The organism is Mycobacterium genavense ATCC 51234 (genome assembly GCF_000526915.1).
Lineage (GTDB): Bacteria > Actinomycetota > Actinomycetes > Mycobacteriales > Mycobacteriaceae > Mycobacterium > Mycobacterium genavense.
On record NZ_JAGZ01000002.1, the window covers coordinates 348,651 to 363,419 of the forward strand.

Annotated in this window: 12 protein-coding genes and 1 pseudogene; 4 read left to right on the plus strand and 9 right to left on the minus strand. The window is 60.5% G+C overall.

The genetic code is table 11. The features are described from left to right. Positions 1–36: 36 nt before the first annotated feature. From T428_RS0106280 to gmd, 4 genes are all read right to left on the minus strand, one after another. Positions 37–768 (minus strand): FkbM family methyltransferase, encoded by a 732-nt coding sequence (locus tag T428_RS0106280; RefSeq protein ID WP_025735795.1) that lies wholly within the window; start codon positions 766–768, stop codon positions 37–39. Between the two features lie 195 nt (positions 769–963). Next, positions 964–1,620, minus strand: coding sequence for a class I SAM-dependent methyltransferase (locus T428_RS0106285; protein WP_156942870.1), 657 nt, complete (start codon positions 1,618–1,620; stop codon positions 964–966). An 89-nt stretch (positions 1,621–1,709) separates the two neighbouring features. After that, positions 1,710–2,672 carry a GDP-L-fucose synthase family protein gene (locus tag T428_RS0106290; protein ID WP_025735797.1) on the minus strand — a complete coding sequence of 321 codons (963 nt, stop codon included), beginning with the start codon at positions 2,670–2,672 and terminating at the stop codon, positions 1,710–1,712. Between the two features lie 8 nt (positions 2,673–2,680). Continuing rightward, entirely contained in the window at positions 2,681–3,703 is a 1,023-nt protein-coding gene (gmd, locus tag T428_RS0106295) for a GDP-mannose 4,6-dehydratase (RefSeq protein WP_025735798.1), read from the minus strand. Between the two features lie 536 nt (positions 3,704–4,239). On the opposite strand from gmd, the gene T428_RS31765 reads away from it, so the two are divergent. From T428_RS31765 to T428_RS0106310, 4 genes are all read left to right on the plus strand, one after another. After that, entirely contained in the window at positions 4,240–5,148 is a 909-nt protein-coding gene (locus tag T428_RS31765; RefSeq protein WP_245604814.1) for a class I SAM-dependent methyltransferase, read from the plus strand. Positions 5,149–5,330: 182 nt separating this feature from the next. After that, positions 5,331–6,293, plus strand: a complete 963-nt coding sequence (locus T428_RS26115) for a methyltransferase type 11 (RefSeq protein WP_211243896.1) — start codon at positions 5,331–5,333, stop codon at positions 6,291–6,293. Positions 6,294–6,428: 135 nt separating this feature from the next. Continuing rightward, on the plus strand, positions 6,429–7,685 hold the full coding sequence (locus tag T428_RS0106305) for a glycosyltransferase (RefSeq protein ID WP_025735800.1): 1,257 nt from the start codon (positions 6,429–6,431) through the stop codon (positions 7,683–7,685). A gap of 2 nt (positions 7,686–7,687) precedes the next feature. After that, positions 7,688–8,962, plus strand: a complete 1,275-nt coding sequence (locus T428_RS0106310) for a glycosyltransferase (RefSeq protein ID WP_025735801.1) — start codon at positions 7,688–7,690, stop codon at positions 8,960–8,962. A gap of 5 nt (positions 8,963–8,967) precedes the next feature. On the opposite strand, the gene T428_RS0106315 is transcribed toward T428_RS0106310, so the two are convergent. The 5 genes and pseudogenes from T428_RS0106315 to T428_RS0106335 all read right to left on the minus strand — a co-directional run bounded on the left by T428_RS0106315 (position 8,968) and on the right by T428_RS0106335 (position 14,705). Next, on the minus strand, positions 8,968–9,768 hold the full coding sequence (locus T428_RS0106315) for a TylF/MycF/NovP-related O-methyltransferase (protein WP_025735802.1): 801 nt from the start codon (positions 9,766–9,768) through the stop codon (positions 8,968–8,970). A gap of 171 nt (positions 9,769–9,939) precedes the next feature. Continuing rightward, positions 9,940–10,746, minus strand: a pseudogene (locus T428_RS26120) (TylF/MycF/NovP-related O-methyltransferase). 246 nt (positions 10,747–10,992) lie between these two features. Continuing rightward, positions 10,993–12,270, minus strand: a complete 1,278-nt coding sequence (locus T428_RS0106325; protein ID WP_084298647.1) for a glycosyltransferase — start codon at positions 12,268–12,270, stop codon at positions 10,993–10,995. 329 nt (positions 12,271–12,599) lie between these two features. Then, entirely contained in the window at positions 12,600–13,868 is a 1,269-nt protein-coding gene (locus T428_RS0106330; protein ID WP_025735804.1) for a glycosyltransferase, read from the minus strand. Positions 13,869–13,898: 30 nt separating this feature from the next. After that, the gene (locus T428_RS0106335; RefSeq protein WP_036467250.1) at positions 13,899–14,705 is read right to left on the minus strand and encodes a TylF/MycF/NovP-related O-methyltransferase; all 807 of its coding nucleotides are present in this window, start codon (positions 14,703–14,705) and stop codon (positions 13,899–13,901) included. Positions 14,706–14,769 lie beyond the last annotated feature (64 nt).

Consider the following 14,769-nt stretch of genomic DNA (forward strand, 5'->3'; position numbering starts at 1 on the left):
CATGGCGCAACCGCAGCATTGGGAACGCTGTACTTTTCAAGTGTCCTCACGAAAGAAGACGCCATCGGCCTGCAACATTCGACCGTTGCGCGGATCCGTAAACCCTGGCTGCAAACCCGTCAATGTGAAGCCCAACGAGTCCATAAGGTCGAGCGCCTCCCGGACTAACATGCCACCTTCATACAGCGGCAGGAAGGATAATTCGAGCTCCACGCCTACCACACGGTCGTTGATGGTCGATGCGCCGCCGGCGAGCACCTGCTTTTCAAAGCCTTGAACGTCGATCTTGAGGAAAGTGACATCGCCGGGTCGCAAAAATTCTGGTGTCAAAGAGTCGAGTCTGCGTATCGATGCCTTTTCGGTGCCGATGTAATTTGCTGGCGGAAATGCATCCTGATGGCTTTTCAACATCGGCAGCACAGAGCTACTCGCGCCGGCATTGCCTGCTACATTTATCACGATTTCGCCATCAACGTCACCGAGTGCATACTGTCGGCACTCCCAACGCGAATCCTTTGCCACACATCTCTCGAGAATTTGAAATGGGCCCGATAAGGGTTCGAACGAAATAATGCGACCTGCATATCCCGCTTTGCGAAGGTCAGTCGCATATTGACCAGAATTGGCGCCAACATCTAACACGGTGTTTACTCCCCGCGATTCGAGTTGCCTCACAAACTGGCGTTTCCAACCTCTCTCCAAGTACGGGAAGGACACCTCAACAGTGGCACTACGCGCGATCAAACCACCACGGCGGAACAAATCCATCGCGTCACATTAACATGCGGCAGTAGCTTGCGAGCTGCCCGGCTGTTCGGTGTCCCAGCGAAATGGAGCGACCGCGCGGGCGAACATCGCGTTGTGCTGACGTTTGGTACGCTACCGACAGGTTTTAAGGTCCCAGGTCGTCGCGGCCGGGTCCCACGGAGTGCTTACGTGCGGCGTTTTGCGGCGGGGCGGCTTCTACCCGTGGTCGTCAGGTACCTCGACAACGATCGAGTCTAGGCCAGTGCGAATAATGGCGCGCGGAAAGGCCGCTCGCGCGGCAGTGGTAATTGCGTCGAGCTGAGGAAACCCAGCGAGCCCGGAACCGAACAGCCGCAGATCGTCAATCACAATGGTAGCGCCGGCCGGAGTTACGTCGGCGAGTCGCCGTAGCGTCGGCTCTGCTGGTTCCATCTCCTCCCCCTGTGCCGTTCCGTCGCCGGAGAAGTGGCCGTCAAGAAACACTAGGGGCGGGGTCGCGCAGTCCGCCACGATCTTCGGTATCTCGACAAGCGAGTCGCCGCGGACGAGCTTTACGTTGGGGCAGTCCGCAAACCGTTGCCTGGCTGCGGCGTAAAGGCCTTTGTGAAGCTCAACTGAGATCACCTGATCTGCATGCTGCGCGAAGAACGCCGTGGTTGCACCCTTGTAAGTGCCAGCTTCGACGAAGATACGGTGCCCACGGGATTTCAGCGTGTTAAGTAGATGTCGTCGCTTCGCGATCGCGGGCGGGGAAACGAGGTGTTCGCCATGGAACCAACCATAGACGGCAGCTCGACGTGTCGGCTCCAGCGAATCCTTGCTGTGGAACGTGTTAAGCGCGATCCCGAACAGCCCGCGCAAGATCCTCGACATAACGGTGACCCTAACGGGCCACACGTGGTTGATCCAGCGGCCCTCTGGCGTCAATCTGATTGGGAAGCTCAAGGACCTGGACCCGTACGTCAGTCTCGTGCCGTGTCGGCATTTGCCCGATACCAGGCCACCGTGGCCTCGATGCCGTCCCGCAGCGAGATCTCAGACTGCCATCCAGATTCTCGCAACGCCGAAACATCCAGCAGTTTGCGGGGTGTGCCGTCCGGTTTGGTTGGGTCCCAGCGCGTTTCGCCGCAATACCCGACCGCCGCGGCAACCATGTCGGCAATCTCCCTGATGGTGTGGTCAATCCCGGTCCCGACATTCACGTGATTGGGACCGTCAAAGTGCTCCAGCAGATGGAGGCATGCGCTGGCCAAGTCGTCGACATGCAACAGTTCCCGCTGCGGCGTGCCGGTCCCCCAGTTTGTCACTGCCGGCGCACCACTGGCCTTGGCCTCCTCATACCGCCGGATGAGCGCCGGCAGCAAATGCGAGCCTGACGGGGAAAAGTTGTCACCGGGGCCGTAGAGATTGGTCGGCATCGCCGAAATCCAAGCCAGGCCGTATTGGCGCCGGACCGCCTGCACCTGCAGGATGCCGGCGATCTTCGCGATCGCATAGGCGTCGTTAGTGGGCTCCAGCGGACCCGTGAGCAGCGCGGTCTCCTCGATCGGCTGAGGCGCGAATTTGGGGTAAATGCACGAGCTGCCCAGGAACAGCAACCGCGGTACTCGCGCGGCCACCGCCGCGTCGAGCAGGTTGACCTGAATCTGCAGATTCTCCGACAGGAAATCGGCGGGATAGGTGTTGTTGGCCATGATCCCACCGACGCGTGCTGCGGCATCGACAATCACTTGCGGCCTGGCCCCTAGGATGAAGTCGAACGTCGCAGCGCGGTCGGTCAGGTCCAGTTGATCATGTGATCGCACAATAAGATTGGTGAAGCCCTCGGCCTCAAACATGCGCAACAGAGCGGATCCGACCAGGCCACGGTGCCCGGCTACATATACCGGCAACGCGCGGTCAAGGACGCCGACTGGCTTATCCATGCTTGTGTTCAGCTCCAGCCAGACAGGGCCGGCTTGTCGATCCACGGCCTGCCATCGCACTCCAATGCCGCAATGTCGGCATCCACCATGATCCTCGCCAGTTCGGCGGTATGAACCGAAGCCTTCCAACCCAACGACTTGGCCGCCTTCGTCGCATCGCCTATCAGCGAATCCACCTCGGTCGGCCGCAGATAGCGGTCGTCGAATTTCACGTGCTTCTGCCAGTCAAGTCCGGCATGGTCGAAAGCCGTCTGGGCGAAGTCGCGCACCGAGTAGCCGCGCCCCGTCGACAGGACGAAGTCTTGGGGTTCGTCGGCCTGCAGCATCCGCCACATTCCTTCGACATATTCCGGCGCATAGCCCCAGTCCCGGACGGCATCGAGGTTTCCCAGGTAAACCTCGGACTGTACGCCGGCCTTGATCCGGGCCACGGCCCGCGTGATCTTTCTGGTCACGAATGTCTCACCGCGCCTTGGTGATTCGTGGTTGAACAAGATCCCGTTCACCGCGAATAGTCCGTACGCTTCTCGATAATTGCGAGTAACCCAGTAGGAGTAAACTTTCGCCGCACCGTAGGGCGACCGCGGGTAGAACAACGTCTGCTCATTCTGGGGCGGCGGCGAAGCCCCGAACATTTCCGACGAGGACGCCTGATAGAAGCGGCATTCAACCCGAGACAGGCGGACGGCTTCGAGGAGTCGTATTGATCCCATGCCGGTGGTGTCGCCGGTGTGCACAGGTTCGTCGAAGCTCACCCGCACATGGGACTGCGCGGCAAGATTATACACCTCGTCGGGATCGATGGTGCTCAGCAGGGTCACCAATCGCGTCCCGTCAGTAAGGTCACCATAGTGTAGGAACAGCCGAGCGTCCGGCTGGTGTGGATCCACGTAAAGGTGATCGATCCGCGATGTGTTGAAGGTCGAGGCCCGACGAATGAGCCCGTGAACCTCATACCCCTTGCTCAAGAGCAGTTCGGCGAGATACGACCCATCCTGACCAGTGATTCCGGTTATCAACGCTCGTTTCACTTAGGTTCCTCGTCCATGCATTCTGGCCCCCACACGTCGGGGATTACGTCGCGGCAAGGTACTCCTAGATCGCTTTCGCGTCGGGATCGCTGTCACCCCATGTTAGTTGCCAAAGCGATGCCGTCCCGAACTGGACTCCTTCCAGAACAGGGCAAACGTGGGACGACCACCGCTGAGGCGCGGATCCCTCGCTCTCCCTAGGCCACGTATCAACGCTGCACCCGACTTTCCGAACTCACTCGTATCCCCTGAAGTTGGCACTTCGGTGTTGCTGGAAGGGTAGGCTCTCCATTGGAAATTCGGACGGAGGCTGAAATGCCGGAGGGGGCGGTTGTGACCGATCGCGAAGTCCGGTTTAATTGCTTCGCCTCGGTCCTGGACCATGACAGCTGCAAGCTGAACTGGCTGATACAAGCCGAACGGCTAATGCCCGTTACTCTGCTCAGCACAGAATGTTCAACGCCTCCATGTTTCACTCAGGTCGGAAACTTTCGTCAACAACAGGTCCACGCGGTGCAGCCTACGAACCTTAAAGGATGACAGTTTTGGATATGTCTCACTCCGTCCAGAAGTATTGGCAGCAGCGGAATACAGTTGTAGGAGCGTTTTGGGACATCGACTTTCTCTTGTTCGATCGAATTTTGCGGACGCAACTCGAACGTGGCGTTCGTGGAGATCTGCTTGAAATCGGAGCACTATACGGCAAGAGCGCGATCGTGTTGGGTTGCAACGCCAGGCCCGAAGAAAAAGTAATTGTTTGCGACATTTTCAATGACACCGAGGGAGGCGCCGAGAACGCCGCGGAAAATGCGCAATCTTACGCGGGGCTCAACCGCAGCAAATTCGAGGAGAACTACCTGCGATGGGTCGATCAGCCGCCCGTCGTGATTCAGGAACTATCCCAGCAACTTGTCCAGAGGGTCGAGCCTCGGTCGCTGCGTTTTGCTCATATCGACGGAAGCCATTTATATAACGTCGTCCGCTCGGATATCGCCAACAGCCAGACTTTTGTGAATGACGACGGCGTGGTCGTGATGGATGATTTTCGTGCGCTCCACACACCGGGCGTGGCGGCCGCCGTGTGGGAGGCTGTAGCCAATGACGGTTTAATACCTATATGCATTTCGGAACAGAAATTTTATGGCACTTGGAATAGGGAAACAGCGCGAGAAACGCGTGAGAATTTGGTTCAGTGGGCCGCCGCGCAAGGCGATGCCATAAATTGTGGTATCCAAGAGGTAGCCGGCACCGAGGTGCTTCTCATACAGAATCCCGCCCCATGGAAGAAATATCAGATAGTCATTGATATTCCCACTCCGTGGGCAAAATTAAGATTCGTCATCGTGATCCCAGCGCTGTGGAAAAAACATCCTGCAGCGGTCAGGTTACGACAAATCTTAAATCAAGCTTGGATGCACCATTATCTGGGAACTCGGCCGATTTAAACGATTGAAGCCGTCGTGCGCTCGTCGACGACTTAAACGTCGGCGCGCAGCAGGTTTGTGCGAACCGCATTGAAGAAACCTGCGCCGACGTTCATACAGGTGCCCCCTGGATCAATCAGCCACAACCGAATTAAACTCCTGCGAGTGGTGCAAGAATAGGAATTGTGACTACGACACCTCCTGTGATCTTCATCATCTTCGACCAACCGGAGCGCAGTAAGCAGGTCTTCGAGGCTATAAGGGCCGCGAGGCCGAGGACGCTTCTCGTGATCGCGGACGGGCCACGCAGAGACAGGCCTGGAGAGGCTGAGAAGTGCGCGGCAACACGTAAGATTATCGACAAAGTGGACTGGAATTGCGACGTCCACAAGAATTTCTCTGATGCCAATATAGGCCCGCGCCTGCGCATCTCCTCGGGCATAACCTGGGCCTTCGAACTCGTCGATAAGGCCATAATACTCGAGCATGACTGCGTACCGTCCCGCTCATTCTTTCCCTATTGCGCCGAGTTGCTTGATCGCTACGAACACGACGAGCGCATTATGATGATTAATGGCCAGAACCGCCTCTTTGGGCGCACAGCAACCGAGGACAGTTACTACTTCTCACGATATCCGCATATATGGGGCTGGGCTACCTGGCGGCGCGCCTGGGATAAGTATGATCTTGAGATGAAACAATGGCCAGCGATCAGGGATAAAAAGCTTTTTGACCAATACTTTCCGAGGACGATTGACCGTTATTATTGGGAATGCATATTCCAATACACTTACGAAGGCAAGATTGGCACATGGGACTACCAGTGGTTCTTGGGCATCTGGGCAAGCTCAGGCCTGTGCGTCACTCCCGCTCGTAACTTGGTATCCAATATCGGCATCCATCCCGATGCGCTGCACACGAAGGCAAGCATTTATGCTTGCCTGGACGCCGAGGAGCTGGAATTACCCCTGACACATCCGACCGCCCTCGTGGTGAGCTCTGATAAAGACGAGCTCGAGGCGAGACTCGGGGTACCCCAGACTAAAGGCCGTCAGGCCGTACTTTACGCCGTGAGCAAATACGCTGCCGTGATGAAGATGGTAGTCAGGAGGGCGACCGGGCGTGGCCCATGGCCTCATCCGGGATTGTTAATCCGCAACGCGTAATGTTGCAGCCCGCCTGGACCGAACGGGCAGTCACCACGCGGTCGGTCGCAACAGCGAAACCGGGCCGCGCACCGAGACGGCTGGGATAATTGCTGCTGACTTCGCCTAGCACCCGACGTCGGAAAGGCAGGATCCGTGAAATTTGCCCTGGCGAGCTACGGAACCCGGGGCGACATCGAGCCAAGCACCGCCGTCGGCCGTGAACTGCAACGCCGAGGGCACGACGTCCGGCTGGCCGTGCCGCCCAACCTGGTGGGCCTCGTCGAGTCTGCCGGACTGGAAGCCGTCGCGTACGGACCCGATCAACAAGACGGCTTCTGGGACGTGGATTTCCTCGGCAAGTTCTGGAAGGTCAACGAGGTGATCGAGTCCTGGCGCAAAACCCAGGAACTCTTGAAGGTTTCGCTGGCCGAGATGAGTGCGACGCTGGTTGAGCTGGCAGACGGAGCCGATCTGCTGTTCACCGGCCCCGGATTCCCTCAGGTCCCAGCCAACGTCGCCGAGTACTACGGGATTCCACTGGCCACGATGCACTACTTCCCGATGCTGCCCAACGGCCAGGTCTCCCCGGGTCTGCCGGCGCCGCTGGTGCGCACGGCGATGAAGCTGCTGGACTGGCCGCAGCGTTTCGTCACGAAAAATGCCGAGGACGCCCAACGTCGTGATCTGGGTTTGCCGAAGGCCACTGGACCGGCGCCTCGACGAATTACCGCACGCGGGTCACTGGAAATCCAGGCCTACGACAAGGCCTGTTTCCCGGAGCTGGCAGGCGAATGGTCCAAATGGGGCAACCAACGGCCGTTCGTCGGCACCTTGACGATCGAGCAGTCCACCGATGCCGACGCGGAGGTCGCCTCGTGGATCGCGGCCGGCACTCCCCCGATTTTCTTCGGCTTTGGCAGCACCACGATCAAGTCGCCCGCCGAGACGGTCGAGATGATCGCCGCAGCGTGCGCGCAGCTGGGAGAGCGGGCATTAATGTGCACCGGAAGGAGCGACTTCAGCAACGTCCCGCAGTTCGACCACGTCAATGTGGTGGGCCCGGTGAATTACGCGACGGTCTTCCCCGCCTGTCGCGCCGTCGTACACCACAGCGGCGCCGGCACCACCGCCGCCGGATTGCGCGCCGGGGTCCCCACGCTCAGCCTGTGGAGCCTGGGTGATCAGCGGATCTGGGCCGGCCAGGTCAAACGACTGAAAGTTGGTACTGCCCGGCCTTTTTCGGCGACCACCCAAGAAACCCTGGTCTGCGACCTGCGCGAGATTCTTGCGCCGGATTGCGTCGCACGCGCCCGTGAGATCGCCACCCGGATGACGACACCCGCCGAAAGTGCCACGAAGACAGCCGATTTGCTGGAAAATTTTGCCCGAGTACCGGTAGCGAAAAAGTAGCCATGAAATTCGTCCTGGCAAGCTATGGAACGCGCGGCGATATCGAGCCGTCGGCCGCCGTCGGGCGCGAACTGCACCGCCGGGGCCACGAAGTCGCCCTGGCGGTGCCTCCCGGGCTGCTAGACTTCACCGAGGCGGTGGGGCTTAAGGCCGTGTCTTACGGTCCACCGATCGAGCAATTCCTGGACGAAGACTTCCTGCGCAACATGTGGACGGATTTTTTCCGCAGCGCCTGGACGATCACCGGTCCGATCAAGGTGGTGCGCAAGGTGTGGGAACCCATCATCGTGCACTGGGACCAGGTTAACGCGACGTTGATGTCGATGGCGGACGGCGCAGACCTGCTATCCACCGGCATCAATTTCGAACAGGCCGCGGCCAACGTTGCGGAATATTACGACATCCCGTTGGTCACCTTGCACCACTTTCCCATGCGGGCCAACGGAGAGCTGGTGCCGACCGTGCCGGCGCCACTGGTTCGTTCGTCGATGACCGCGATCGAGTGGTTGTTTTGGCGCACGACGAAAAAGGTCGAGGACACCCAGCGCCGCGAACTCGGCCTGCCGAAAGCCAGATGCCGCTCGCAGCGACGGATCGCCCAGCGCGGATCGCTGGAAATCCAGGGCTACGACGAGGTGTGCTTTCCCGGCTTAGCTGCCGAGTGGGCGAAATGGGACGGTCGCAGACCATTTGTCGGTGCGCTGACAATGGAGTTGACCACCGATGCCGACGACGAAGTCACCACGTGGATCGCGGCCGGCACTCCCCCGATCTGCTTCAGTTCGGGCAGCATCCCGGTCGAATCTCCGACCGAGTTGGTCGACATGATTGGCACCACCTGTGCCGAGTTGGGCGAGCGTGCATTGGTCTGCTTCGGCGGGACCGACTTCGCCGACGTACCGCATCCGGACCACGTCAGGCTGGTGAGTCCGGTGAACTACGCGACGGTTTTCCCCGCCTGCCGCGCGGTGGTGCACCATGGTGGCTCGGGCACCACCGCGGCGAGTATGCGTGCGGGGATTCCCACCCTGATCCTGTGGAGTTCGGCCGATCAGCCCTATTGGGGAGCGCAGGTGAACCGCCTGAAAGTCGGTGCGGCCCGGCGCTTTTCAACAGTCACACAGGAGACGCTGCTGGAGGATCTGCGCGAAATTCTCGCGCCGCAATACGCGACTCGAGCCCGCGAACTTGCGACCCAAATGACCAAACCCGCCCAAAGTATCGGGCGCGCTGCCGATCTCCTAGAAGACGCCGTCCGCAGGAATGCGCCTGGCTGAGCGAGTCATTTTGCCGGCTTGATCAGCAGACCCTGCCCGGTGGGCAGTGCGCACACCGGCACGCCCAATTCGGCCCCCAGGGTGTCCATGGCCACGCGCTGCTCCTCGCGTCCGCGATTCGCGTAGTCGTCCAGGAGCACGAAGGCGCCCGGCGTAAGCCGCGGCCAAAAGTAGCGCAGCGCAGCGACTTCGGGTGGCGCACAGTTCATGTCGAGATGCAGGTAGGCCACCGACTGGGCGTCGACTTGATCGAGTGTTTCCGGGACAGCACCAACGATGATTCGGTGATTTTTCCACTCCGCGAAATTCGCCCGGACACCCTCGACTCCGCTGACATACATCCCATTGCGCAACTTGAGCTGGCTGCGCTCAACCTCTCCCCCTTCGCGTTCCGAGTCGGTTACGAAACGGGGATCGATTCCTGCGAAGGTGTCGAGTAGATAGAAAGTCTTGCCTAGCCGATCCCAGTCGAGGTGCTCCATGATGGCGCTGCTCAGAAACCCATAGCTAACACCGCATTCGACAAAATCGCCATCCAGCCTGCTCGCGTTCTCTGCCGCCCACAGCCCAACGTGCACTCGCCACTGCCACTGGTACCAGTCTTGGTTGGGGAGGGCACGAGCGCCGCGTTTGTAGGCACGTTGGAACGCGGGGTCGTCCAGGAACGCATCGTTGTGAAAGCTGATCAACCCGTCGCTTGCGTAGACGTCCGGCAGCAGTTTGCGTGCGAGCCAGTACTCGGCGCGCACCCACCACATCAGCAGGTTTGTCTTAGCATCTAGACCGGTTGCCACGGCGGCAACCATAGCATTAGCAAGCCCCGCGCCTCCGGCGATCGCATGGGTTTGCCGCCGATTTGTTTGACCTATTGCGCAGCATTCGGCGCAGCAAACACGTTCGTAGACACAGGTTTACCGCGACAGGGATTCTCGCCGCCCGGTGCTTCGGGAGCCTGGTTTACGCCTGCGGCTGTGCGGTCAAGGCTTGCGCCACAGCACGCCGGTGCCGTCGATTTCCACGATTTCTGCGGATATCCCATGTTGCTGCCGGTAGTCGGTCACAGCCTGCTCACACGCTTTCAGGGCGTAGTAGTCGTCAATGATGCAAAACCCGCCGGATGACAACCACGGGTAGAGCGCATCGAGGGCCTGGATCGTCGATTCGTAGAGATCACCGTCAAGCCGCAACACGGCGATGCGCTCGATCGGAGCGTCCTGCAACGTGTCTTTGAACCACCCCGGCAAAAACCGGACCTGCTCATTGAGCAAACCGTAGCGCTCGAAATTCGCCCTGACCTCTGCCTCGGGAATCCCTAAGACGTTCGCATGCCGGTGTAGCCTAATCCCCTTGTCCGCCTTGTAATTCGCGGTATCCGGCGGAGGCACACCCGCAAACGAATCAGCCAGCCAATCCTGCCGTGTCTAGTCCCCATAAACCGCTAAAACGGCGCGCATCAATATCGAAGCGCCGCCTCGCCACACGCCACACTCGACCAGATCACCGGGAATGCTGTCGGCCAGCACCGTCTCCACACACTGCTGCAGGCTGGTCAGCCGTTGCATACCGATCATCGTCAACGCATCGGCCGGCCAGTCCAGGCCCCGATCCCGCGCATATTGACTGAATGGGCGCTTGCGCACCAGCATGAAATTCCGGGCATTGAACAGCGGTCGTCCCAGCCGATACCACCCGACCGGCACCAACTCGTCCTGACCGTATCGAGTGAGGTCACGACGGAGCAGGTCGAGGTATGCAGACCGCGCGTCGGTATCAGTCACGGTCAAAACGGCCTTCTCCTCGCATTTCCACTACTTCCAGTCATGGAGCCTAGACGCCCCCCGGCGCCACCAACGCCTTGCACTGCTTTCGTCAACTCCCCCCGCTCGAGCCATCTCGATCCCGCATAACAACCCAGGGTTCATATGCCGTCCATGCCGGCCCCCAAAGCATGTTAGCTGAGTACCAGGCGCATAACTTCCGATTCGCGGTGCTGAAGTGCGACATCCACCCGATTCACCCGGACCCGCCCTTCACGCAAAACGTCCGTTGTGAGCAAACCTTTCCAGCAGGTCAGCAGAGCGGGTGACACTGTCGGCCGCCGGCGTCATTCGAGCGGCGATTGCCCGCGCTTTGGCGGTGCACTCGGGGGTAAGGATCTGCCGCAGATCTTCGATCAGCGTTTCCTTGGTGGTGGCCGAAAACTTGCGGGCCGCACCGACTTTCAATCGTTTGAGGTGAGCGCCCCAGAACGGCTGATCGCCCGCCGTCCAGAGAATCAAAGTGGGGATACCGGCGCGCAGCCCGGCGGCCGTGGTCCCCGAACCGCCGTGGTGGACCACCGCACGGCAGCTGGGGAAGACCTTCGCGTAGTTCACCGCACCAACAACCCGGACGTGATCGAAATGCGGCACCTCGCTGAAGTCCGCCCAGCCGGCGCAAATCAACGCCCGCTCGCTCAACTGCTCGCACGCCGCGGCGATCATCTCGACAGTGTCGGCCGGGGTTTCGCTGACCGGCATGCTGCCAAAGCCAAAGACAATTGGCGGTGTTCCGGCGTTCGCCCACGCCGCGACGTCGTCGTCGATATCCGTCGTCAATCCCATCGTCAGCGCGCCGACAAACGGCCGACGTTCGCCCCATTTCGCCCATTCGGCTGCCAGGCCGGGAAAGCACACCTCGTCGTAGGCCTGCAGTTCCAAAGACCCCCGTTTGGCGATCCGCTGCGGAGAGGCACAGGTCGTCTTAGGTAAGCCGAGCTTGCGACGCTGGGCGTCCTCGGCCTTCTTGTTCATCCGCCAAACCATCCAGTCGTATGCCGCCATACCGGTGCGCACTAGTGGCGCTGGCAGGTTCGGAATGAGCTGCCCATTGGGCCGCATCGGGATGTAATGCAGCACGGCCAGGGGGATGTCGTAGTACTCGGCGACGTTCGTCGCGAGGTCCTGGTACAGCTGGCCGGTGAAGAGCACGTCGGCTCCCGCGGTCAGCGCCGTCAAAGTCTCGCTCATATCCGTCCAGGACCGCAGTACAGGCTCCCAGGCCTCCTGGACCAGCTTGATCGGCCCCTTGATGGTCCAGAATGTGCGGCGAAACCTCGACCAGAAGTTGCGCAGGAATTCGTCGTCCCAGAACGCCTGCATCTCCGGCCCATAGGCGACGGCATCGAGCCCGGCCGTCTCGGCCAGGCCGATCAAGTTGGGTGGGACTGCCATACGGACTTCGTGGCCCCTCCGCCGCAGTTCGCGCCCCGCAGCAAGAGAGGGCTCGACATCCCCCCGGGTTCCATAACATGCCAGAGCAAATTTCATCGCGAGGCTAGACCTATCACTTCGCGGCGGCCTGAGCAAGCCGGAGCTTGCGCGTTTACCCCCGGTTCACAACGTTCTTTCGTGGTGCGGATCTGCCCGAAATTCGCCGACGCCACGCGTACATCGTAGCCGCACTCGCCTGCCGTCAGAGGACTAATGAGATGACCAAAGGCGGTCTGCGGATTTGATATTCGATCAGAACTCCGCGTCGGTGATGGGTATGCGCCCCAGCCGCACATACGAAATCGAGCGTTGCGGTCGGGCCAGGATTCATCCCGGCGCCATAAGGGGCAATGCCGCAGGAATTGACGTCCAACCGTGTTTGCCAATTAAACCGAATGCTTCGCGCGAGCGAAGTTTTCTACCAAATTGGCGGCTTTGCTGACGCTGTCGGCGGGCTTGGTCAGTCGGGTCGCCAGGGCCCGAGCTCTCGTGGCGTATTCCGGTGCCAGGATCAGGCGCAGGTCCGCGATCAGCGTCTTGCGGGTCGTGCTCGAAAAGCGCCGGGTGGTCCCGACTTTCAGCTTTTTGAGCTGCGCTCCCCAAATCGTCTGGTTGGGGTCCATCGAAAGGATCAACGTGGGTACGCCCGCACGCATGCTCGCGGCCGTGGTTCCGGACCCGCCGTGGTGCACGACCGCGCGGCACGCGGGAAAGACCTTTGCGTAACTCACCGCGCCGACCACCTTGATGTGGTCGAAGTGCGGGACGCCGCTGAAGTCGCTCCACCCGGCGCATACCAGTCCGCGCTCACCCAATTCCGCGCAGGCCGCACTGATCATCTCGATCATCTCGGCCGGGGATTCGACGGGCATGCTGCCAAAGCCGAAGCAGATAGGCGGGGTGCCCGCGGCGATCCACGATGCGACCTCGTCGTCGACCTCGGTGGTCAGCTCCATCGTCAACGTGCCGACGAACGGACGCTGCCCGTCCCATCTCGCCCATTCGGCCGCCAGCCCAGGAAAGCACGCCTCGTCGTAGCCCTGGATTTCCAGCGATCCGCGCCGCCTGATCCGTCCCGGGGACGGGCCAGCCGCCTTCGGCAAGCCAAGTTCGCGGCGCTGCGCATCCTCGACCTTCTTGTTCAGTCGCCAGCAGAACCAGTCGAACACCCTCATCGCGTAGCGGGCCAGCGGCGGCGGCAGGAACGAAACGACCTGGCCGTTGGGCCGCATCGGGACGTGGTGCAGCGTGACCAGCGGAAGGTCGTAATACTCGGCGACGTTGGCGGCGGGTTCCTGATAACTCAGGCCGGCGAACAACAGGTCGGCACCCTCGGCCAGCGACACCAGCGTCGTGTTCATCTGAGTCCAACACTGGTCGCTGAGCTCCCACATCTCACGCCACAGCCTTCTCAGCTGGCGGACCCTCCAAAATCTGCTGAAGAACGTCGTCCAGAGATTGCGGTACACGTCCAGCCAAGTCCGGGTGTCCAACCCGTAGGAAACGGCGGGGAGACCGGCCGCCTCGACGAAATCCATCATGTCGGGCGCGACGGCCATCTGCACGTCGTGGCCCCGGCGCTGCAGTTCGCGTGCCACGACCAGGGACGGCTCGACATCGCCGCGAGTTCCGTAATTTGCCAGCACGAATTTCATTGCGAACTCAGGCCTCAGGTCGGGCGCCCGCTATGGCTTCCGCCATAACACGCCGGTGCCGTCGATTTCTTCGATCTTGACGGTTATTCCATGCGTCTCGCGGTAGTCGGCCACCGCCTGCTCACATGGTTTCAGCGCGTGATAGTCGTCGATAATGCAAAAGCCCCCGGACGACAAGCGCGGGTAAAGGGCATCAAGGGCCTGAATCGTCGACTCGTACAGATCGCCGTCCAGCCTCAGCACCGCAATCTGCTTAACCGGCGCATCGGCCAGCGTGTCTTTGAACCAGCCGGGTATAAAGCGGACCTGCTCGTCGAGCAAACCGTAGCGCTCAAAATTAGCCCTGACTTCCGCCTCCGGAACCCCCAGAATTTTCGCGTGACGGTGCAGCTTTACCCCTTTGTCTGCCTTGTAATTCGCGGTATCGGGGGGCGGCACACCGGCGAACGAATCGGCCAGCCAGACCGTGCGGGTCCGATCCCCGTACGCCGAAAGCACCGCACGCATCAGAATCGAGGCGCCACCGCGCCACACGCCGCATTCGACCAGATCGCCAGGAACCCCGTCGGCCAGCACCGTCTCGACGCAATGCTGCAGGCTGGTCAGCCGTTGCATACCGATCATCGTCAGCGCATCCGTCGGCCAATCCAGACCCAAGTCCCGGGCATGCTGGTTGAACGGATATTTACGCACCAGCATAAAATTGCGGCTACTGAGAACGGGCCGCCCCAGGCGATACCACCCGACGGGCACCAGCTGATCCTGGCCGTATCTGGTGAGGTCGCGACGGAGCAGGTCGAGATACGCCGATCGCGAGTCGCATTCAGTCGCGGTCAAATCTGCCCCTTACTTGCCATACCTTTAACTCCCACGTGTCGGCCGGTTGTTCAGCCTAGACGCC

What these genes read in the sequence shown, in the direction of transcription:
- T428_RS0106280 (WP_025735795.1), bottom strand. Translation starts at nt 768, where the DNA reads ATGGATTTGTTCCGCCGTGGTGGTTTGATCGCGCGTAGTGCCACTGTT.
- T428_RS0106285 (WP_156942870.1), bottom strand. Translation starts at nt 1,620, where the DNA reads ATGTCGAGGATCTTGCGCGGGCTGTTCGGGATCGCGCTTAACACGTTC.
- T428_RS0106290 (WP_025735797.1), bottom strand. Translation starts at nt 2,672, where the DNA reads ATGGATAAGCCAGTCGGCGTCCTTGACCGCGCGTTGCCGGTATATGTA.
- T428_RS31765 (WP_245604814.1), top strand. Translation starts at nt 4,240, where the DNA reads ATGACAGTTTTGGATATGTCTCACTCCGTCCAGAAGTATTGGCAGCAG.
- T428_RS0106310 (WP_025735801.1), top strand. Translation starts at nt 7,688, where the DNA reads ATGAAATTCGTCCTGGCAAGCTATGGAACGCGCGGCGATATCGAGCCG.
- T428_RS0106315 (WP_025735802.1), bottom strand. Translation starts at nt 9,768, where the DNA reads ATGGTTGCCGCCGTGGCAACCGGTCTAGATGCTAAGACAAACCTGCTG.
- T428_RS0106325 (WP_084298647.1), bottom strand. Translation starts at nt 12,270, where the DNA reads ATGAAATTTGCTCTGGCATGTTATGGAACCCGGGGGGATGTCGAGCCC.
- T428_RS0106330 (WP_025735804.1), bottom strand. Translation starts at nt 13,868, where the DNA reads ATGAAATTCGTGCTGGCAAATTACGGAACTCGCGGCGATGTCGAGCCG.